Origin of the sequence: Acidovorax sp. FJL06 (assembly GCF_003852545.1) — a bacterium.
Lineage (GTDB): Bacteria > Pseudomonadota > Gammaproteobacteria > Burkholderiales > Burkholderiaceae_C > Acidovorax.
Window position 1 is genome coordinate 116,036 of the sequence record NZ_QAJR01000001.1, and the last position, 19,383, is coordinate 135,418.

General features: G+C 67.3%; 20 protein-coding genes and 1 pseudogene. 6 read left to right on the forward strand and 15 right to left on the reverse strand.

Going from position 1 to position 19,383, the window contains the following annotated elements; genetic code table 11:
• Positions 1–196: 196 nt before the first annotated feature.
• The 14 genes from lpoB to DBV10_RS00560 all read right to left on the reverse strand — a co-directional run bounded on the left by lpoB (position 197) and on the right by DBV10_RS00560 (position 13,550).
• On the reverse strand, positions 197–811 hold the full coding sequence (lpoB, locus tag DBV10_RS00495) for a penicillin-binding protein activator LpoB (protein ID WP_124509544.1): 615 nt from the start codon (positions 809–811) through the stop codon (positions 197–199).
• A 176-nt stretch (positions 812–987) separates the two neighbouring features.
• Positions 988–1,395 (reverse strand): YcfL family protein, encoded by a 408-nt coding sequence (locus DBV10_RS00500; protein ID WP_124509546.1) that lies wholly within the window; start codon positions 1,393–1,395, stop codon positions 988–990.
• 35 nt (positions 1,396–1,430) lie between these two features.
• Entirely contained in the window at positions 1,431–2,975 is a 1,545-nt protein-coding gene (locus DBV10_RS00505) for a COG3014 family protein (protein WP_124509548.1), read from the reverse strand.
• A gap of 336 nt (positions 2,976–3,311) precedes the next feature.
• A complete protein-coding gene (locus DBV10_RS00510) occupies positions 3,312–4,055 on the reverse strand; it encodes a class I SAM-dependent methyltransferase (RefSeq protein WP_124509550.1) in 744 nt (247 codons plus the stop codon).
• A 10-nt stretch (positions 4,056–4,065) separates the two neighbouring features.
• On the reverse strand, positions 4,066–5,418 hold the full coding sequence (locus DBV10_RS00515) for a hypothetical protein (RefSeq protein ID WP_124509552.1): 1,353 nt from the start codon (positions 5,416–5,418) through the stop codon (positions 4,066–4,068).
• A 220-nt stretch (positions 5,419–5,638) separates the two neighbouring features.
• Positions 5,639–6,556 (reverse strand): ParB/RepB/Spo0J family partition protein, encoded by a 918-nt coding sequence (locus tag DBV10_RS00520; RefSeq protein WP_124509554.1) that lies wholly within the window; start codon positions 6,554–6,556, stop codon positions 5,639–5,641.
• Between the two features lie 42 nt (positions 6,557–6,598).
• Complete coding sequence (locus DBV10_RS00525; RefSeq protein ID WP_124509556.1) at positions 6,599–6,895, reverse strand: cupin domain-containing protein; 297 nt, start codon at positions 6,893–6,895, stop codon at positions 6,599–6,601.
• Positions 6,896–6,915: 20 nt separating this feature from the next.
• A complete protein-coding gene (locus tag DBV10_RS00530; RefSeq protein ID WP_124509558.1) occupies positions 6,916–7,185 on the reverse strand; it encodes a hypothetical protein in 270 nt (89 codons plus the stop codon).
• Positions 7,182–7,727, reverse strand: a complete 546-nt coding sequence (locus tag DBV10_RS00535) for an alpha/beta hydrolase (protein WP_124509560.1) — start codon at positions 7,725–7,727, stop codon at positions 7,182–7,184. Before DBV10_RS00535 ends, DBV10_RS00530 begins: the two co-directional genes overlap by 4 nt.
• Positions 7,728–7,764: 37 nt before the next feature.
• The gene (locus DBV10_RS00540) at positions 7,765–8,583 is read right to left on the reverse strand and encodes a ParA family protein (RefSeq protein WP_124509562.1); all 819 of its coding nucleotides are present in this window, start codon (positions 8,581–8,583) and stop codon (positions 7,765–7,767) included.
• A 33-nt stretch (positions 8,584–8,616) separates the two neighbouring features.
• Positions 8,617–9,231 (reverse strand): LysE family transporter, encoded by a 615-nt coding sequence (locus DBV10_RS00545; RefSeq protein ID WP_124509564.1) that lies wholly within the window; start codon positions 9,229–9,231, stop codon positions 8,617–8,619.
• Between the two features lie 120 nt (positions 9,232–9,351).
• Positions 9,352–10,029 (reverse strand): 16S rRNA (guanine(527)-N(7))-methyltransferase RsmG, encoded by a 678-nt coding sequence (gene rsmG / locus DBV10_RS00550; RefSeq protein ID WP_124509769.1) that lies wholly within the window; start codon positions 10,027–10,029, stop codon positions 9,352–9,354.
• A 5-nt stretch (positions 10,030–10,034) separates the two neighbouring features.
• On the reverse strand, positions 10,035–12,020 hold the full coding sequence (gene mnmG, locus DBV10_RS00555) for a tRNA uridine-5-carboxymethylaminomethyl(34) synthesis enzyme MnmG (RefSeq protein WP_124509566.1): 1,986 nt from the start codon (positions 12,018–12,020) through the stop codon (positions 10,035–10,037).
• A 240-nt stretch (positions 12,021–12,260) separates the two neighbouring features.
• Positions 12,261–13,550, reverse strand: a complete 1,290-nt coding sequence (locus tag DBV10_RS00560) for an SGNH/GDSL hydrolase family protein (protein ID WP_124509568.1) — start codon at positions 13,548–13,550, stop codon at positions 12,261–12,263.
• Between the two features lie 129 nt (positions 13,551–13,679).
• On the opposite strand from DBV10_RS00560, the gene DBV10_RS00565 reads away from it, so the two are divergent.
• The 5 genes from DBV10_RS00565 (at position 13,680) to DBV10_RS00585 (ending at position 17,363) form a co-directional block, all read left to right on the forward strand.
• Positions 13,680–14,291 (forward strand): NADPH-dependent FMN reductase, encoded by a 612-nt coding sequence (locus DBV10_RS00565; RefSeq protein WP_124509570.1) that lies wholly within the window; start codon positions 13,680–13,682, stop codon positions 14,289–14,291.
• 77 nt (positions 14,292–14,368) lie between these two features.
• Entirely contained in the window at positions 14,369–14,647 is a 279-nt protein-coding gene (locus DBV10_RS22820) for a YkgJ family cysteine cluster protein (RefSeq protein ID WP_124509572.1), read from the forward strand.
• Between the two features lie 175 nt (positions 14,648–14,822).
• Positions 14,823–15,722, forward strand: coding sequence for an RNA polymerase sigma-70 factor (locus DBV10_RS00575; protein ID WP_124509574.1), 900 nt, complete (start codon positions 14,823–14,825; stop codon positions 15,720–15,722).
• 235 nt (positions 15,723–15,957) lie between these two features.
• On the forward strand, positions 15,958–16,419 hold the full coding sequence (locus tag DBV10_RS00580; protein WP_124509576.1) for a carboxymuconolactone decarboxylase family protein: 462 nt from the start codon (positions 15,958–15,960) through the stop codon (positions 16,417–16,419).
• A 170-nt stretch (positions 16,420–16,589) separates the two neighbouring features.
• Positions 16,590–17,363 (forward strand): class II aldolase/adducin family protein, encoded by a 774-nt coding sequence (locus DBV10_RS00585; protein ID WP_124509578.1) that lies wholly within the window; start codon positions 16,590–16,592, stop codon positions 17,361–17,363.
• Positions 17,364–17,372: 9 nt separating this feature from the next.
• Here the strand turns inward: DBV10_RS00585 and DBV10_RS00590 are convergent, their stop codons facing one another.
• Positions 17,373–18,608, reverse strand: a complete 1,236-nt coding sequence (locus DBV10_RS00590) for a YbfB/YjiJ family MFS transporter (protein WP_124509580.1) — start codon at positions 18,606–18,608, stop codon at positions 17,373–17,375.
• 326 nt (positions 18,609–18,934) lie between these two features.
• Between DBV10_RS00590 and DBV10_RS00595 the strand changes: the two are divergent.
• Positions 18,935–19,383, forward strand: a pseudogene (locus DBV10_RS00595) (alkene reductase); the annotation flags it as partial.

The window sequence follows — 19,383 nt, forward strand, 5'->3', positions numbered from 1 at the left end:
GTGTGCTCCTTGTGAGCTAACGGAAAGTCTGTGTTCTTCAAACGATGCGGGTCATTGCTCACATCGCCGGGCTACTGGCGCGCCTCAGGCAAGGGACGCCGAGCAAGGGCCGCCCCGCAGCGAGGGCGTCGTCCCCCTTCCCGGCGAAGCCGAGAGAAGGGGGAAGGCGCGCAGCGCCTCAGGGGGATGTCCTGCTTCAGCGCTTGCTGGTCTTGCGGATTTCCTTTTCGTCCTGCCACTCGATCGTGCCTTCCTGCACGTCAAACAGCTTGAGCGTGAACTTGTAGTACACGTCCTTGGTCGCGTTGTTCTGCTTGACGATGCTGGTCAGCTCGCCTTCCATGCTGTACTTGGCCGCCGTCATCTGGCCGACCTTGGCGGTGGTGCCCTGCTTGTACAGGCCGCTCTGGTTCTGGCGCTGCAGCTCGTCCACGCCGGCCTGCATCTCGTTGATGGAGCGCACAAAGCGCACCTTGCCCGACTTGACCAGCGCGGTCTGGATGGAGTTCATCACGTTGGTGGTGTCGATGTACTCGCTGGTCTTGTTCTTGACGGTGGAGATCGTCACCGTGGGGCGGCCCTGGAAGATACCGGTTTCGAGCAGGCCGCCGGTCATCTTCTCGGCGATCATCTGCAGGTCGGTGGAGCCGAACTCGTTGGTCACCAGCTCGACGGCCTTGGCGTCGCCGTAGTTGACCTGGCGGTCAAAACGCACGGTGGGCGAAGACAGGTTCTGGCAGGCCGAGAGGGCCAGGGTACCGGCCGCAAGGGCCAGGATGAGCGCGCTGCGCTGGATGCGGTTCTTGGTCATGGTGTTGATTTCCTTAGTGATACATAGCGCTTTGCGCTAACTGCAACGCCCGAAACTGGCGCGCCTCAAGCGCGGGCAGCCGCGCAAGGGCCGCCCCGCCGCGCTGGCTGCGTCCCCCTCCCACGCGCAGCGTGAGAGAGGGGGAAGGCGCGCAGCGACTCAGGGGGAGCTTCATCTCAGCGCGGCTCCACATTCATTTCCAGGCGCAGGTCCACGGCGGCGCTGGTGGGCGCCACGCTTTTCACGGTCTGCTGGCCCAGGCCGAGCACGCTCATCTGCTTCCAGGATTCGCCATCGCCCACCTGGTTGCCCACGTTGTCCAGCCACTTGAAGCGGTAGAACACGGTGCGGTCGGTACGGCCCATGTTGGCCATGTCGGCCTGCACGACGAGGATGTCGTTCTTGCGCACGATGCGCATCTCGCGCACGGCGATGCTGTTGGCCTCGCCACGCAGTGCCACCTTGGCGGCCACGGCCAGCGGCGTGGCCGGGTCGTGCAGTTGGGCGCTGGCGCTGCCCGCCAGGGTCATCAGGGCCGCGCACAGCACTGCGGGGATCGCGGCGGGGACAAAACGGGTTCTCATGCCAGAGGCTCCTTGAATGGGGTCGGAAACAGGGGTCAGTTCTTGGCGGCCGCTGCGGGCTGGGCTGCCGTGGGCTTCACCGTGGACGAGGGCACAGTGCGCGCACGGTTGTTGGTGGTGGTGCGCACCGGGGCCGCCGGGGCCGCCGGGGCCGCAGCCGCCGCCGGGGCCGGTTGCGCGGCAGCCACCGCAGGCAGCTGGCCCAGCATGGCCACGTCGCCGGTCAGCACGCTGTTGTCATACATGCGCAGGGGCACCAGCGCGTACTGGCCGTCGATCTTGATGGGCTGGGGCAGCTGGCGGCCGTTCACGCTCACCAGGTGTTCGCCAGGGGGCAGGTAGCCACGGGCCACATACACGCGGCCGGGCAGCATGCGCCACATGCGGTCGTCGGCCTGCTCGGTGGCCACCGAGGCGGCCGCGCCGATGAGGCCGCCGATCAGGCCGCCGCGCTTTTGCAGCTCGTTCTGCAGCACGCCCTTGGCCACGGCGCGGGTGAAGCCGCGCAGCACCATGCCAGGCATTTCGTCCTTGAGCGCACGGCGCGCCATCACGTTCACGTCCACCACCTTCTCCAGCTTGAGGTCAGTGCCGGCGGCAGAAACGGTGGTCAGCAGCGCGTCCTTGGACGGCTCGATCACGGGGTAGGAAATGCTGGCGGTGACCAAACCACGGCCCGTGGGCACGGGGATGGTGAAGGCCTTGGGCTTGCGCGCGGGGGCGTCACCGGCTTCGACGATGAAGAGCACGTCGGTCATGCGCTGGCGGCGCTTCCAGGTGAAGCCGGTGCGGGTATCCAGGCCACGCAGGCCTTCTTCGAGCACAGCGGTTTCGGGCTTGAGTTCGATGGCCTTGCGGTAGCCGGGCGCGGCCAGGCCGGGCTCGTTGAGCATTTCGTACAGGAAGCCGGCCAGGTAGTGGGACAGGGCGTTCTGGTAGCCGTTCTTGAGGGCCAGCACTTCAGGGTCGTTGAGGGTCTCGACGGGGTAGCCGTTGAGCTCCTTGCCACCCGATGTGGCGCCCTTGGACTTGGCTTCCTCCTCGGCGGCCAGGGTTTCCTTGGCGCGGAATTCGGCAATGATGGCTTCGCGTTCGTGCGTGCGCTTGATGTCCACGCGGGCATTTTCAAAGTCGCCCACGGCCATGCGGTTGAGCGCCAGGCGCGTGGTCACCCACACCTTTTCATAGTCCTGGCCTTCGTAGACCTTCAGGCGCTCGCTGATCAACGCGGCGCCCACGGTGCCCATGAGCTTGCTGGGGTTGGTCTTGGCGGTTTCTTCCCATTCCTTGACCTTGTTGTCGGCCAGCAGGAAGGCGTTGGTGCTGTCGGGGTAGCGGCGATCCATGCGCAGCAGCTCGCCACGTTCCATGTTGTAGAGCAGCGCGGTTTTCTCGTCTTCGGTCTTGGCCGTGCTTTCCAGCTGGGTGATGGCAGCGGGAATGCCGCCGCTGCGGCCGGCCGTCTGCATGTCGGTGGCCAGCTTGTCATGGCTCTGCATGGTGGCGCAGCCGGTCAGGGCGGCGCTCAGCGTCAGCACCCACAGCAGGCGGGGGCGAAAACGGGACAGGGGAGTGGTCATGGATGCTCCTTGCAGATCGGTCGGTTGCTCACCAGAAACACCCCCGCGCTCCCCCCGCGCAGCATGGCATCGCGCTGCAGCGACTTTTCTGAAAAGTGGCGCTGCAGACGCGGCATGCGTGGTGGAAATCCCGGACAAGGCAGGCGCTGACAGCCCGTGTGCCCCCTCCCGGTGCATGAACGTGCTGCGTACGGCCCCCTCTGGCTGTGAGTTTCTTGGTTCTTGTGTATGGGGTTGTAGCCAGGGGCGGAATGTAGCAAAAGCTTGTATCTTTTCTGTAACCGTGTGGGGCCTGTGACACAGGCGGACACACAAAGCAGGGCACGGCGCATGTCATCACCCCTCCACGCGGTTCAGCGGCATGCGGTACAGCCACACCACCCGCCCGCCCGGCGCACGCAGCTGGGCGCTGGGCAGCACACCGGGCACGGCGAACTCCAGGCTCACCAGCCAGGCGCCCGGGGCCAGTTCGGCCTCGGCCTTGGCGGCCGCGCGGGCCATGCTTTCGGGGCGCTGGAACAAATAGACCATGTGATAAGGGCTCCAGTCGGCCTTCCACATGTCGGCGCGCCGCACCCGGGCCCAGGGGCACAGCACGGCGCACAGCAGGCGCAGCGGCCAGCTCCACTCCAGCCCTTCGAGCTGGGCGGCGGGATAGGCCTGGCGCAGGGCCTTGAGGCCATCGCCCAGGCCACAGCCCGCGTCGAGCACCCGCGCGCCCGGCGGCAGCGGCGCCTGCACGGCCAGGGCCTGCAGCGCATGGCGCGGCGTGGGGAACAGCGGCGCATCGCGCCAGGCGTTGAGCGGGTAGACCAGCAGCAGCAGCGACAGCGGCACCAGCCAGGCCCAGGTGGGCAGGCTGGCTGCGCCCAGCAGCGCCAGCGACAGGGGAAACCCCGCCGCAATCAGCCCCCGCCGCCACCAGCTGCCCCCCAGCACGCTCGCGGCCGTGCCCAGCAGGCAGGCCACCAGCAGGGCCGCCACCGGTGGCACCGCACGCTGCAGCGCCACAAAAATCAGCCATGCGCCGGCCCACGCGATCAGCGCGGGCAGGGGCCAGGGCATGCGCAGGGCCAGCATGGAACCGCTCTCAGCGCCCGAACAGGCCGCGCAGCAGGTTGACGGGGTTCACCACGCTGCCCGCAGCATCCGCAGCCCCCTCGCCAGCAGGCTGCGGGCCTGCTGGCGCACCGCCCATGCCGCTCGAATAGGCACCGCCCGGAGCGGCCGCCGGGGCAGCCCCCATGCCACCCCGCGCGCCCTGCATCTCCTCGCCCAGCATGGCCATGGTGTGCGACTTCACACGCACGCGCACCGCCCATTCGGGCTCCCACGCGGCCTTGGGGTCGGCCGGGCGCGGGGGGTGCACGATGTGGCTTTCGCCGCCGTAGGCCACCATGCGCAGCATGGGCGTGGCGTCGCGCCCGCCGCCTGCAAAAATGCCCTGCGGGATGGCGCACTGCGTGGTCTCGGGCTGCAGCAGCACCCGCTCCTGGAGCCAGCGGTCCATGGTGGCGGGCGAGAGGTAGTCGAACAGGCCCATGCCGGAGTCGGGCGTCTCGGCGCTGGACCACATCACGAGGTCGTCCCCGTTCTGCGACATGGCATGCAGGTAATAAGCGCGCGCATGGCGCACGGGCTGCCAGCTAGTGCCCATGCTGTCCTGCGGCTTGCCGGTGGTGCGCAGGTCGATGGCGGGCATCAGGTCCTGCGCCGCGCCCAGCGTGAACTTCATGGACGCGGGCACGCCGTCGCCACGCACCTGGTGTTCGCCCACCAGCGAGCTGTCCCGCGACAGGCTCACCTGGTTGCGTTCGTTGGGGTACAGCGCATAGGCCGGGCCTACGCGCGGCCCCCGGTCGGGCACGGCACGGCCGGCAAAGGCCTGGGCATAGTCCGAGGGTTTGGCGCGCGCCAGGTCGATCACGCGCGGCTGGCCGGCGCGCACCGCACTGCCACAGCCCCAGTACAGCAGGATGCGGCCCTTGGGCTGGTGCTGCTGGTACTGCTGGGGCACCTCGCCCGGCTCGGCCTGCGTGGGCTGCGCGCGGGGCGGAATCAGCGGCAGGGATTCGCCCATGCGCATGCCGGGCGGGATGGCCTGGCTGGCCTCCACGCCGGGGCGCAGCGTGTTGTGCAAGGCGATGTCGATGACACGCGGGGGCATGATGGACATGGCACGGGCCTGGCCATAGGCCGTGTTGCCGCCGCCCGCCCTGCCCTGCGCGGCGCCGCCGCCCATGCTCCCCATGAGGCCGCCGAGCATGCCACCGCCGCCGGGCAGGCTGTCCATCTCGGGCATGCCGGCCATGGTGCCGGTGGACAGGTCCATCCACAGCTGGACCTTGGGGGGCTTGGGGGTCTGGGCATGCACGCCCAGTGAGGCCAGGCACAGGCCAACAGCCAGGCCGGCAGGGGTCAGAACAAGGCGCAAAGGGTTCATGGGTCTGCTCCGGGAGATACGCGGTGGAATCACCCGGCAAACCATCACGGGCCGCAGCACAGCATTGCATCGCTGCCTGCCAAGGCCTTGCGGTCAACCCGGGTGTGTTGAACGCAGCGCAGTGTAGGCCCCGCACAGATGCATTTTGCCTGCGCAAGTTACCTGTGGAAACTGCTTGTGTGCGCTATTTCACGCATCTCCGGGGCAAGCAGGCCAGGGCCTAACCGCGCAGGCGGTCGATCAAGCCGTTGAGCGCTTCCAGCGAGCCAAACTGGATCGCCAGCTCGCCCATGTCTTCCACCTTGCCATGGCGCTTGACGCGTTTTTTCACGCGCACCTCGACCTCGGCCATGAGCAGGTCCGACAACTCCTCTTCCACCCGCTTCAAGTCGCGCGACTTTTCCTTCTTGGGCTTTTGCGGCACCAGGCTGAACTCGGCGCCGATCTTCTTGACCAGCGCCTCGGCCTCGCGCACCGAGAGCTTCTTGGCCGCGATCTGGTTGCCCGCCGTGATCTGCGCAGCGCGGTCCAGCGACAGCAGCGCGCGCGCATGGCCCATGTCGATGTCGCCCGCCATCAGCATGGTCTGCACGGGCTCGGCCAGGTTCAACAACCGCAGCAGATTGCTGGCCGCGCTGCGCGAGCGGCCCACGGCCTGCGCGGCCAGCTCGTGCGTGAGGCCAAATTCGCGCACCAGGCGCTGCAGGCCCTGGGCCTCTTCCAGCGGGTTCAGGTCTTCGCGCTGGATGTTCTCGATGAGCGCCATCGCGGCGGCGGACTCGTTGGGCACATCGCGCACCAGCACCGGCACCTGGTCCAGGCCCGCCAGGCGCGAGGCCCGAAAGCGCCGCTCGCCCGCGATGATTTCGTACTTGCCTGCATGCTCGCCATCCACCAGGCGCCGCACCAGGATGGGCTGCATGATGCCCTGGGCCTTGATGGATTCAGCCAACTCGTACAGCGCGCCTTCGTCCATGCGCGTGCGCGGCTGGTACACGCCGGGCACCAGTTCGCTCAAGGGCAGGCTGCTGGGCAGGCCCGCCTCGGCGGCCTGGGCCTGCTCCACTTTGTCTTCGACCTTGGGGCCCAGCAGGGCTTCCAGGCCGCGGCCGAGGCCCTTGGGTTTTTTGGTGACCATACGGTGTCTTCTTCTCGAAAAGGAATGGGGAGAGGGAAATCTTCAGCGGTCGATGATGACCAGCGTGCCGTGGCTGCCGGGCGCCACGGCATGGGGCACACCCGCCGGGACGATGAACACCTCGCCCGCGTGCACCTCGGTGACCTGGCCTTGCAGGGCGAGGCGCATGCAGCCGTCCAGCACCAGCAGCGCCTCGTCAAAGTCATGCGATTCGTCGGGGTAGGCCGCGTCGTCCATGCGCAGCACCTTGAGGTTGGCGCCTGCCGCCCGGCCCACGACCGTGGAGTTCCAGGCGCGGGGCAGTTGGTCGGCGATGGAGGCGAGATGGATTTTGGACATGGATAAGAAACAAGGGGTTGTCAACGCGGGGTTCGGCCTATTGCCTGGCCCATGGCGCGGCGCTTCTTGCGGCTGCGCCACAGACGCAGCCACACACCGAACGCCACCATCAGCAGCACCAGGGCCAGCATGAACTGCCCCAGCGCGCCCACCACCACCGCACCGCCCGGCAGGAACCAGGAGAGCATGGTGAGCGGCGCCTCGATCCAGACGGGATCGAGCCTTCGCGGCGGTGGCGCTGCGAGCGGCTCAGCCGATGCGGGCTTGCGCCAGAACGCCCGCAGCTTCATGCGGCATCACCCGCCAGTTCGCGCAGCCAGGCGTGGCCTTCGACCCACTCGCCCAGACCAGATTCAGCGTTGATGTGGCCGCGCTCGCCGTAATCGATGAAGCGCGCCCCCCAGGCCTGGGCCAGCCCTTCGGCGCGCTCGAAGCTGCAGTACGGGTCGTTGCGGCTGCCCACCAGCACGGTAGGAAAAGGCAGCGGCTGGCGCGCAATGGGCGCCCAGCCGTGGATCTGCGCCGCCAGGTCGGGCCGCTCCACATCGCCCGGTGCCACCAGCAGCGCGCCAAGCACCTTGGCCGCATGCCGGGTGTGCGCCGCCCACCAGGCCGTGAGGATGCAGCCCAGGCTGTGGGCCGCCAGCACCACGGGGCCCTCGGCATCAGCCACGGTTTCTTCGAGGCGCGCCGACCAGTCGCCGCGCAGCGGGCGCATCCAGTCGTGCTGCTCCACACGGTGGTAGCCGTGGCGGGCCTCCCACAGGCTTTGCCAATGGCCAGGGCCGGAGTTCTGCCAGCCGGGCAGCAGCAAGGTGTTGGAGGCTCTCATGGTCACTATCAATTCAGTAGCTGCCAGCGCTTGCCCATCAAGCCCCAGAGGCCATTTTTTCTGAGGATACCGCAGGCGCAGCGGCCGGCATGCCCTGCACGCGCTCGACCATCTCCTGCGCAAACTCCACAAAGGCGTGGCTGCCCTTGGCCGCCGGGTCGAACACCACGCCGGGCAGCCCGTAGCTGGGCGCCTCGGCCAGGCGCACATTGCGCGGGATCACACTGTTGAACACCTTGTCGCCAAAGTGGCCCTTGAGCTGGTCGCTCACCTGCTGCTGCAGCGTGATGCGCGGGTCGAACATCACGCGCAGCAGGCCGATGATCTGCAGGTCGGTGTTGAGGTTGGCGTGCACCTGCTTGATGGTGTTGACCAGGTCCGTGAGGCCCTCCAGCGCGAAGTACTCGCACTGCATGGGCACGATCACGCCATGCGCGCTACACAGGCCGTTGAGCGTGAGCATGCTCAAGGACGGCGGGCAGTCGATGAGCACGAAGTCGAAGTCGGCATCTGCCTCGGCCAGCGCCGCCTTGAGGCGCTTTTCGCGGTGCGCCAGCGTGACCAGTTCCACCTCGGCCCCTGCCAGCTCGCGGTTGGCGCCCAGCACCCAGTAGCCGCATTTGTCCGACAGCACGGCCGCCTCTTTCACCGAGGCGGATTCGAGCAGCACGTCGTACACCGTGAGGTCGAGGCTGCGCTTGTCCACGCCCGAACCCATGGTGGCGTTGCCCTGCGGGTCCAGGTCCACCATGAGCACGCGCTGGCCGATCTTGGCCAGGCCCGCAGCGAGGTTGACGGTGGTGGTGGTCTTGCCAACGCCACCCTTCTGATTGGCAACGCAGAAAATTTTGGCCATGTGGGTGTTGCAGTCCGTGTTGTTGTCGTTGCTTTATTTGGAGATGGCCAGCTTGATGCCAAAGCCGATGAGGAAGACGCCCGCCAGTTTCTCCAGCACGCGGCCGATGCGCGGGTTGGCGCGCATGCGCTCGGCCAGGTGGTGCGTGAGCAGCACGGCGATCAGGCCGTAGAGGAATGTCAGGACGGCCACGGTGGCCGCCATCACCCCAAAGGTCAGCATGCCTTGGTGCCGGGCCGGGTCCACGAACAGCGGGAAGAACGCCATGTAGAACACGATGGCCTTGGGGTTGAGCAAGGTGATGAGACCCGCCTGCTTGAAATAGTGGCGCGGCTCGATGTTCAGGATCGGTTGCGCGCCGGGCTTGGCCGTGAGCATCTTGAAGCCCAGCCAGGCCAGGTAGGCCGCCCCCAGCCACTGCACGGCATGGAAGGCCGCTGGGTAGGTGGCCAGCAGCGCGGCCACACCCGCCACCGCCGCCCACATCAGCACCTGGTCGCCCGCAATCACGCCCATCGTAGCCGCCAGGCCGCCGCGCACGCCGCCCTTGCTGGTGGAGGTGATGAGCGCCAGATTGCCGGGGCCTGGGATAAGCAGAAACAACACAATGGCGGCGACAAAGGCGCCGTAGTCTGCGATGCCGAACATGGTTTCTCCCGGTGGGCTGGAGGGTGGGGGCGATGAAGAACGCACCCGCAATGAGCAGCCGAGTTTACGCGACCACCCTGCCCTGGCCGCTGAAAAGCCGGCGCCCGGCGGTCCGTACGGTCAGACCGGCTTCATCCAGATGATGCAGCGCTCGGCATCCAGGCCAGGCACGGCGAGCTGTTCCACGTGAAACACTGCCACGTCCGTAGGCAGGGCGGCGATTTCGTCCTCAGGGTGTTTGCCCTTCATGGCCAGCCACACGCCATGGGGCGCGGCCAGCGCGCTGCGCGACCAGGTGACGAAATCCGGCAACGACGCAAAAGCGCGGCAGCTGATGATGTCGAACGGCGTGGTCAGGGTCTCGACCCGCGCATGCACGCCGTGCAGGTTGCGCAGCCTGAGGGCCACCGCCGCCTGCTGGATGAATGCCGCCTTCTTGCCCACCGTGTCCACACAGCTCACATCGACCTCGGGGCAGCAGATGGCAAACACCACCCCGGGCAGGCCGCCGCCCGATCCCACATCGAGCAGCTTGACCGCCGCTACCGCCCCGCCCTGCTGCAGGCCCGCTGCATGCCGGCGCAACGGCGCCACGGCCGCCAGGCTGTCGAGCAAATGGTGCGTCATCATCTCCTGCGGGTCGCGCACGGCCGTCAGGTTGTAGACCTTGTTCCACTTCTGCAGCAAGGCCAGAAAGTCCATCAGCTGCGTGATCTGGGCCTCGCTCAAACCCAGGGCCAGGGCCTCGCTCCCCGCCTGCAGTTGCTTGCGCAGCGTGTCGTTGTGGTTCACCACCATGGTCGTCATGCCGCCACCTCACCGTCTGCCTTGGCTGGCAAAGCCGGGGCTGCAGCAAACTCCTTGAACCCGCCTTTCTTCAAATGCACCATCAGCAACGAGATCGATGCCGGCGTGATGCCCGTGATGCGCGAGGCATGACCCAGGGTTTCCGGCCGATGGCGGCTGAGCACCTGGCGCGCCTCGATGCTCAGGGCCGTGACCTGCATGTAGTCCAGGTCCGGCGGCAGGCGCAGCTTCTCAAAATGCGCGGCGCGCTCCACCTCGCCTTTCTGCCGATCGATGTAGCCCGCGTACTTGGCGGCAATCTCCACCTGCTCCAGCACGGACTCGCTCAGGTCGCCCAGGGTTTCACGTGAAACATCGGCGGATGCGTACTTGCCACCGTCCATGGACATCAAACTGGCATAGCTCACATCCGGGCGGCGCAGCAGCTCGAACAGGTTGTATTCGTGCTCGATGCTCTTGCCCAGCACCCGCTCCGACTCGGCCGCTGGCAGGTTGCGCGGGTTCACCCAGGTGGCTTTCAGGCGCTCTGTTTCACGTGAAACCGCATCGCGCTTGCGGCTGAATGCATCCCAGCGGGCATCGTCCACCAGGCCCATGCGGCGCCCTGCTTCCGTCAGGCGCATGTCGGCGTTGTCCTCGCGCAGCTGCAGGCGGAACTCGGCGCGGCTGGTGAACATGCGGTAGGGCTCGGTCACGCCCTTGGTGATGAGGTCGTCCACCAACACGCCCAGGTAGGCCTCGTCGCGGCCGGGCAGCCAGGCGACTTCACCCCGGCACTGCAGCGCGGCATTGATGCCCGCGAACAGGCCCTGGGCGGCCGCCTCTTCGTAGCCCGTGGTGCCGTTGATCTGGCCTGCGAAGAACAGGCCCTGGATCTGGCGTGTCTCGAAGCTGCTCTTGAGCGAGCGCGGGTCGAAGTAGTCGTATTCAATCGCGTAGCCCGGACGCAGGATGTGCGCGTTCTCCAGCCCGGGCATGCTGCGCACCAAGTCGTACTGGATGTCGAACGGCAGACTGGTGCTGATGCCATTGGGGTAGAACTCGTGCGTGGTCAGCCCTTCGGGCTCCAGGAAGATCTGGTGGCTGTCCTTGTCGGCAAAGCGGTTGATCTTGTCCTCCACGCTGGGGCAGTAGCGCGGGCCCACGCCCTCGATCTTGCCGGTGAACATGGGGCTGCGGTCAAAGCCGCTGCGGATGATGTCGTGCGTGCGCTCGTTGGTGTGGGTGATCCAGCAAGGCATCTGCTGCGGGTGCATGGCAGCACGGCCCATGAAGCTGAACACGGGCACGGTGCCCTCGTTCACTCCGCCCGGCATGCCGTCGCCGGGCTGCTCGGTGCACTTGGAGAAATCGATGCTGCGCCCATCGATGCGTGGCGGCGTGCCGGTCTTGAGGCGGCCCTGCGGCAGCTTCAGTTCCTTCAACCGGGCCGACAGCGACACCGCAGGCGGGTCCCCTGCCCGGCCTGCCGCGTAGTTGTTCAGGCCCACATGGATCTTGCCGTCGAGAAAGGTGCCGGCCGTGAGCACCACGGTGCGAGAACGGAAACGAATGCCCACCTGCGTCACGGCGCCCACCACGCGGTCACCCTCCACCATCAGGTCGTCCACCGCCTGCTGGAACAACCACAGATTCGGCTGGTTCTCCAGCATGCGGCGGACGGCGGCCTTGTACAGAATGCGGTCGGCCTGCGCCCGCGTGGCGCGCACGGCCGGGCCCTTGGAGCTGTTGAGAATGCGGAACTGGATGCCCCCCTCGTCCGTGGCCAGCGCCATCGCGCCGCCCAGCGCATCCACCTCTTTCACCAGATGGCCCTTGCCGATGCCGCCAATGCTGGGGTTGCAGCTCATCTGCCCCAGCGTCTCGATGTTGTGGGTCAGCAGCAGCGTTTTGCTGCCCATGCGCGCAGCGGCCAGCGCGGCCTCGGTGCCGGCATGGCCACCGCCGACAACGATCACATCAAATTCCTGGGGGTACAACATGGGGAAGCTCCGGGGGCCCCGGGGGGCCAAAATCAAAACACCCGGCGCACACAGGTCCACCTGCGCGGCATTGCACACCGGCCCTGCTGGAAACGGGCGCAGTCAGCACCCCAGCAGGCAACCCGCGATTTTCCCACTTTGCGCTGGCCGTGTCTGTTTTCCTACTTATCAGCCCCACCCCATGGCCTTGCCCCGTGATGTTTCACGTGGAACCGTGCCCCCCCTGGGATGCAACCAAAGCTAGCGGAACCTGTCGAGTGGAATACTCTCCGCCATCCGCACATAGCCCAGGTCATTCACATGCAGGCTGTCCGCATCCCGGTACGCAGCCAGGATGCGCGCCGGCTCGGCGGGGTCCCGCACAACGGCATCGAAATCAAAAACACCAGCGACTTCGGTGTTGGCGCGGATCCAGGCATTCACCGCCTGGCGCATCTCTTCTCCCTGGTCAGAGAAGTACACATGTCCCTTGAAAGGCGTCAACGTGGCCAGGTACACCTGAATTCCCGCAGCCTTCGCCGTGGCCACCGCACCCGACAGGCTGGCGATCAATCCAGCCGCTGTTGCCTTTTCGTCTGGGGTCCATGCCAGCTGAAAACCAATGTCGTTGATGCCCATCTGCACGATGGCATGCGTCACCCCCGACACCCCGAGCACATCACGCCGAAAGCGGTCCACCCCCTTCAAACCAAACCGGTCATGCAGCCAGCGGTTGCCCCCCAGCCCCGCATTGACCACCGACACTGGCACCCCTGCCCCCGCCTTGCGCAACCGCGCAGACAGCAGGTCGGGATAGCGTTGATCCGCCCCAAGGGTCGATCCATTGCCATCGGTCATCGAGTCGCCAAAGGCCACCACCACACGGGCCGGCCCCGTCCGGTACACATCGATCGCACTCATCCAGTACCACGATGTGCGTAAATTCCCGGGAGCAGACGGCATGGACGCCGCGCTGCTCACATCACCAGCAGCCAGATACTGGACCGCGTTCGCGTACCGGTGCGCCGATGTGGAATCAGCGGCCTCCCGCACATACACGCTCACCGCCAGGTTGCCGCCATCCGGCACCCGGATCGCCACCTTGTCGCTCCAGACCTCGCCACCGACAGGAATCGACACTGACTCCCGCCCCTGGAACGTCACGGCCACATCTGTCGCCACATCCACCGTCCCAGCACCGGTACTCAGGGCCACACGGACGCGCGCCAGAGGCAAAGGAGCCCTGCCATACAGGTTACCGAACTTGATGCGGACCTGCTCCCCTCCCAGCGACAGGTGCGCGGTCTGCCGCAGCGTCTGGTCCTGGAAGGTCGTGCTGGCGGGCGGTGGAATGTCGAGAAACCGCACATCCTCCTGCAGGTCGCTCAACACACCCAACCAGGTCCCAACAGGCTTCGCCTCTTCGGGCACAGCAGCACCGCCACCGGAGCCGCCCCCGCCGCAGCCGGCCAGTCCACCCGCAGCCAAGGCACCGAGCGTCGACAGAACAAAACGCCGATTGGTACGCATCCAGGTTTTCGCAGACTGCATTGCAAGGGTTCCTCTTCTTTGTCACCATGAACTGGTGCGCCCAAGTCTAGTGGGTGTCGCCAGGCCTACCATTCTCCCGGCCAACGTGCAGGATTCCTGCCGCCCGCCTGTGATTCAATCGCAGGCACCATGCCCAACACCACCCCCTCCCTCCTCGTCTTTGCCGGCAGCACGCGCCAGCAGTCCTTCAACCGCAAACTGGCCCACGCCACCGCCGCCATTGCGCGCGACGCGGGCGCCAGCGTCACGCTGCTGGAACTGTCCCAGTTCGACATCCCGCTGTACAACGCCGACCTCGAAGCCCAGGGCACACCCGCCGACGTGATCCGGCTCAAAGAGATTTTGTGGCAGCACCCCGCCTGGGTGATCTGCTCACCCGAGTACAACGGCAGCTACACCGCCCTGCTCAAGAACACCATCGACTGGGCCTCCAGCCCCGTCAAGGGCAACCCCGACTGGCAAGACGGCGGCAAGAGCTTTCGCGGCAAGGTGGTGGGCATGCTCAGCGCCTCGCCCGGTGCGCTGGGCGGCCTGCGCTCGCAAAGCCACTTGGCGCCGCTGCTCATCAACGCGGAATGCTGGCTGGCGCCCAAGGCGTTTGCGCTGGGCTCGGCGGGCAGCGCATTCGACGGCAGCGGCGCCCTGGTGCAGCAGGCCCACCGCGACCGCGTGCGCGCCGTGGTGGACCAGGTGCTGTGGGCGTCCAGCCGCCTGCACGGCAGCCCTGCGGCGGACCAGTGAGCGAAAGCACGGGATCAAAATCGACTCTTCCGCCCATCTGGCAAGCGGCAACAGCTACACAATCAATAGCAAACCCCATGAACTGCCGCCCCGGCTGCGGCGCCTGCTGCACCGCCCCCTCCATCAGCTCACCCATCCCGGGCATGCCGCAGGGCAAGCCGGCGGGGTTGCGCTGCATCCAGCTGGGGGACGACGCACGCTGCCGCATTTTTGGGCAGCCCGAGCGGCCGGCGGTGTGCGGGGGGTTGATGCCGTCGGTAGAGATGTGTGGCACCAGCGTCGAGCAGGCCCTGCTGTACCTGGGGCGGCTGGAGGCGCTGACACAGCCGGGGAACGCCGGACAAGCGGTGGGGTAAGGGAACGGGTCTTCTGCTGCGCAGAGGCCGCCGCGGCCCATGCATCGGTGGCAGCCCCTCCCAAAAAGCCCCCAAGGGGCGCCAGGCGCTGTCACACCCTGGCGGCCTCGCACGTCTTGTCTTGTCTGTACCACCGGGGCGTGCCCTGCCGCATGCCGCGCGCCCCCACGCCACCATGACAAACACCCCAACCACCATCTTCATCACCCTGCGCCCACGCCTCTTCGGCATCGCCTACCGCATGCTGGGCGTGCGCGCCGATGCCGAGGATGTGCTGCAGGACGCCTGGCTGCGCTGGAGCCGCCAGGACCCCACCGCGCTGCAGTCGGCCGAGGCCTGGCTGGTGACGGTGGTCACGCGCCTGTCCATCGACCGGCTGCGCACCGCCAAGGCCGAACGCGAGGCCTATGTGGGTTGGTGGCTGCCCGAGCCGCTGGTGGAGCCCCACGACGCGCACACGCCCGAGTCGGCGGCCGCGCTGGCGGGGGAGTTGTCGGTGGCCTTTTTGTATGTGCTGGAGCGCCTGGGGCCCGAGGAGCGCGCGGCGTTTTTGCTGCGCCAGGTGTTCGACTACGACTACCCCGAGATCGCCGCCCAGCTGGGCAAGACCGAGGCCGCCTGCCGCCAGATGGTGCACCGCGCCAGCGAGCGCGTGCAGCAGGCGCGCACGCGCTTTGAGGTGCCGCAGGCCGTGCACCACCAGCTGCTGCAGCGCTTCATGCAGGCCGCCCACAGCGGCGACCGCAGCGCCATCGAGGCGCTGCTGGGCGAAGACGCGCAGCTGATCGGCGACGGCGGCGGCAAGGTGCCGTCCTTCCCCAAGCCGCTGGTGGGGCCGTTCCGCATCGCCAACCTGTACTGGGCGCTGTTCCGGCGCCTGGGCGCGCAGGTGGTCTACCGCATGGCGCTCATCAACGGCGAGCCAGGGCTGCTGCGCTATGTGGATGGCCGCATCGAGTCGGCCCAGGCGTTTGTGACGGACGGCGCGCGGATCGTGGCGATCTATGCGGTGCGCAACCCGGACAAGCTGGCGGGCATACCGACCACGCTGTACGGCGACACGCCCTCCTCCTGAACTGGTGCTGCGCACCTTCGCGGCCTCCGTCCTCATGGCACCGTGGCCTCGCCCGGTGTCCCAGGCGGGGGAGGCGCCCGCTTCATGCATGGAGCACAAAAAGCGGGCCGGCCTGTCACAACCGGGGGCCATGGCGCGTCTTGAAGGGCATGGAAGGCGGCAGCGGGCTCGCTGCGCCGTTCAGGCCAAGCCCTCCATACACCGTGGCAACCCATTCACTCACCGAGGATTTTTCATGTCGCAACACACCGCCCGCCTCCCCTACCACCAGCTGTCGTCCAAGGCCTTCATGGGCCTGGTGGCCGTGTCCGAGACCGTCAAGAAAGGCCCGCTGGGCCTGCGCCTGGTCGAGCTGGTGTTTCTGCGCGTCTCGCAGATCAACGGCTGCGCCTACTGCATGGACATGCACTGGCATGTGCTGGTCAAGGACGGCATGGCACCGCGCCACCTGAACGCCGTGGCCGGCTGGCGCGAGGCGCCCTTCTTCAACGATCGCGAACGCGCCGCGCTGCGCTGGGCCGAGATCATCACGGCCACGCCGCACAGCGACGCAAGCGACGAAGAATTCGCCCGGCTGCAGGCCGTGTTCAGCGATGCGGAAATCTCCGACCTGGGCTTTGCGATTGCCGTGATCAACGGCTGGAACCTGCTCAACGCAGGCATGTGCGCGCCGATTCCAGACACACCGGCTGCATAATTTCAAGCAAAACAGGCCGTTACCGCGCAACTGCCTTGCCTCAATAGCTACTATTTTTATAGCACACCCATCCCAGACCACACCTCGCCTGTGTAGCCTGGCTGACAGTCACCCGCGCGCTGGCGGCCTACAGTGGTGCCTCCCACACCCACTACAACGGAGACACCCCCATGCTCACCATCCCCTCGCTGCAAGACAGCGTCAGCCCCGAAGAATGGCAGCTGCGCTGCGACTTGGCCGCCTGCTACCGGCTCGTGGCGCTGTATGGCTGGAGCGACCTGGTCTTCACCCACATCAGTGCCAAGCTGCCCGAATCGGTGGCGGGCGCGGGCGTGCACCAGTTCCTCATCAACCCCTATGGCCTGATGTTCGAGGAGATCACGGCTTCGAGCCTGATCAAGGTGGACATGCAGTGCAACAAGCTGCACGACTCGCCCTTCCCGGTGAACCCGGCGGGCTTTGTGATCCACAGCGCCGTGCACGAGGCCCGGCCCGAAGCGGGCTGCGTGCTGCACACCCACACCCGCGCGGGCGTGGCAGTGAGCGCGCAAAAGGGCGGCGTGCTGCCCATCAGCCAGCAAAGCACCTTTGTGCTGGGATCGCTGGCGTACCACGTGTACGAGGGCGTGGCCTTCCGCGACGAAGAAAAGCCGCGCCTGCAGGCCGACCTGGGCGAGGCCAACTTCCTCATGCTGCGCAACCACGGGCTGCTCACCGTGGGCAAGACGATTGCCGACGCGTTCCTGTCGATGTACACGTTCGAGAACACCTGCCGCATCCAGATCGACGCCCAGGCCGGTGGCGCGCTGACCGAGGTGAATCCGCAGATCGTGAGCGGCGTGGCCCAGGCCATGCGCGTGCAGACAGGCGGCCTGGGCGGTGCGTTTGCCTGGCCTGCGCTGCTGCGCAAGGTGCAGCGCGAGGCGCCAGGCTACAACACCTGAAAAGCTGAACTACAGCGGCTTTTGCCGCCACGCCACCAGCGCCCCCAGCCACAGCGCGCAGGCTGAAAACACCAGGCCGCGCGCCAGGCCACCGGGGCCGTCGGCGATCCAGCCCACCACCGTGGGCCCCACGATCTGCCCGGCTGCAAACACGATGGTGAACGCGCTGATGCCGCCGGCCCACAGCGCCTGCGGCAGGTTGTGCCGCACCAGGGCCGTGGTCGATGCCACCACCGACAAGAACACCCCGCCAAACAGCAGCCCCGAGGCCAGCACCACCGGCCAGGCGCCCGTGAGCGCGGGCAACACCGTGGCCAGGCCCAGCAGCGCATTCAGCCGCGCCAGCGCCCCGCCGCCTTTGCTGCGGTCCAGCAGCCCCGCCCAGATGCGCGACGACAGCACCACGGCCAGCCCCAGCAGCGCATAAAAGCCCGTGACCGCGGCGCCGCTGGCGCCCTGCTCGCGCAGCAGCGCCACCACAAAGGTCATGTAGCCGATGTAACCCACACCAAACAGCCCATAGCCCAGCAGCGCCGGGGCCAATGCCCGCCAGCGCAGCTTGGCAGGCGACGGCGTGATGTTGAACGCCGTGGGGCTGGCCGGCGGTGGCACCAGCACCTGCAGCGCCTGGGCGGGCCACCACAGCACCGCCGTGGCCGCCGCGCAGGCCAGCGCCAGCGCCCACCAGGCCCACGCCCAGGCATGCGGCGCCGGGGCGGCGGCGGCCAGCACGGCCGGCACCAGCAGCGCCGACAGGCTGATGCCCCAACCCGTCCCCCCGTAGTACAGCCCCAGCAGCAGGCCGCTGCGCCCAGGTTCGTGCGCGCCCAGCCGTGCAGCCAGCAGCCCTCCGGCGATGAACACCAGCGCACTGGCCACCCCGGCCAGCAAGCGCTGGAGCAGCAGCCACGGCGCAGCGGTAAAGAAGCCGCTGAGCCCCATGAACACCGAGGCCAGCACCGCCCCCGCCAGCAACACCCGGCCCGGCGCTGCGCGCCGCAGCAGCAGCGGCGTGGCCAGCGCGCCCAGCAGGTAGCCCAGCGCATTGGCGGTGTTCATGCCCCCGGCCAGGGTGTACGACCAGCCCAGGTCCGCGCGCATCGGCGGCAACAGCAAGGCATAGGAAAACCGGGTGATGCCCAGCGAAATCGCCGCCCCCATGGACAGCGCCACGGCCAACCACAGGGTGGAGATGGGTGCGGAAGCGGCGGCGGAAACGTCAACAGGGGCGGGGCGTGTGGGCATGGCTTTTTGATTCTGCCGCAGCGTGGCAGATCGTGCCCGGGCCTGCGCACCAGCACTGCTCACAGGGGTGCACGTTCGATCCTGAGGAAAGAAAAAACCGTTCGGGCTGAGCCTGCCTGCGCCTCGCGCGGCGCTGCGACAAGCTCAGCGTGAACGGATGGATGGATGGATATTTTGGAATGCACGTCGACACCCGCCTCCCGCGCGGTTATCACAAAAGCAGAAGCCTTGTTGACGCATGTGCGCTGCAGGTTTTGCGCTGCAGCATTACGCTTGCGCCCGTTCCATCGATGGTCTGCAACCCTTTTTTCCGAAAGCCCTGACCCATGCCTTTTCTGTCCGAACCCGTCCAAGCCGGCGACCTGCAACTGGCCAACCGCGTCGCCATGGCGCCGCTCACGCGCAACCGCTCGCCCAAGGCCATCCCCACCGACCTGGTCGCTACCTACTACACCCAGCGCGCCAGCGCGGGCCTGATCATTTCCGAAGCCACGGCCATCAGCCACCAGGGCCAGGGCTATGCCGACGTGCCCGGCCTGTATGCGCCCGAACAGATCGCGGGCTGGAAGAAGGTGACCTCGTCCGTCCACGCCGCAGGCGGCAAGATCGTGGTGCAGCTGTGGCATGTGGGCCGCGTCTCGCACACCGACCTGCAGCCCGGCAACGCCGCGCCCGTGGCGCCCTCGGCCCTCCAGGCCAAGACCAAGACCGTGCTCCTCCAGGATGGCGTGCCCACCTTCACCGAGACCTCCATGCCCCGCGCGCTGGAGCTGGC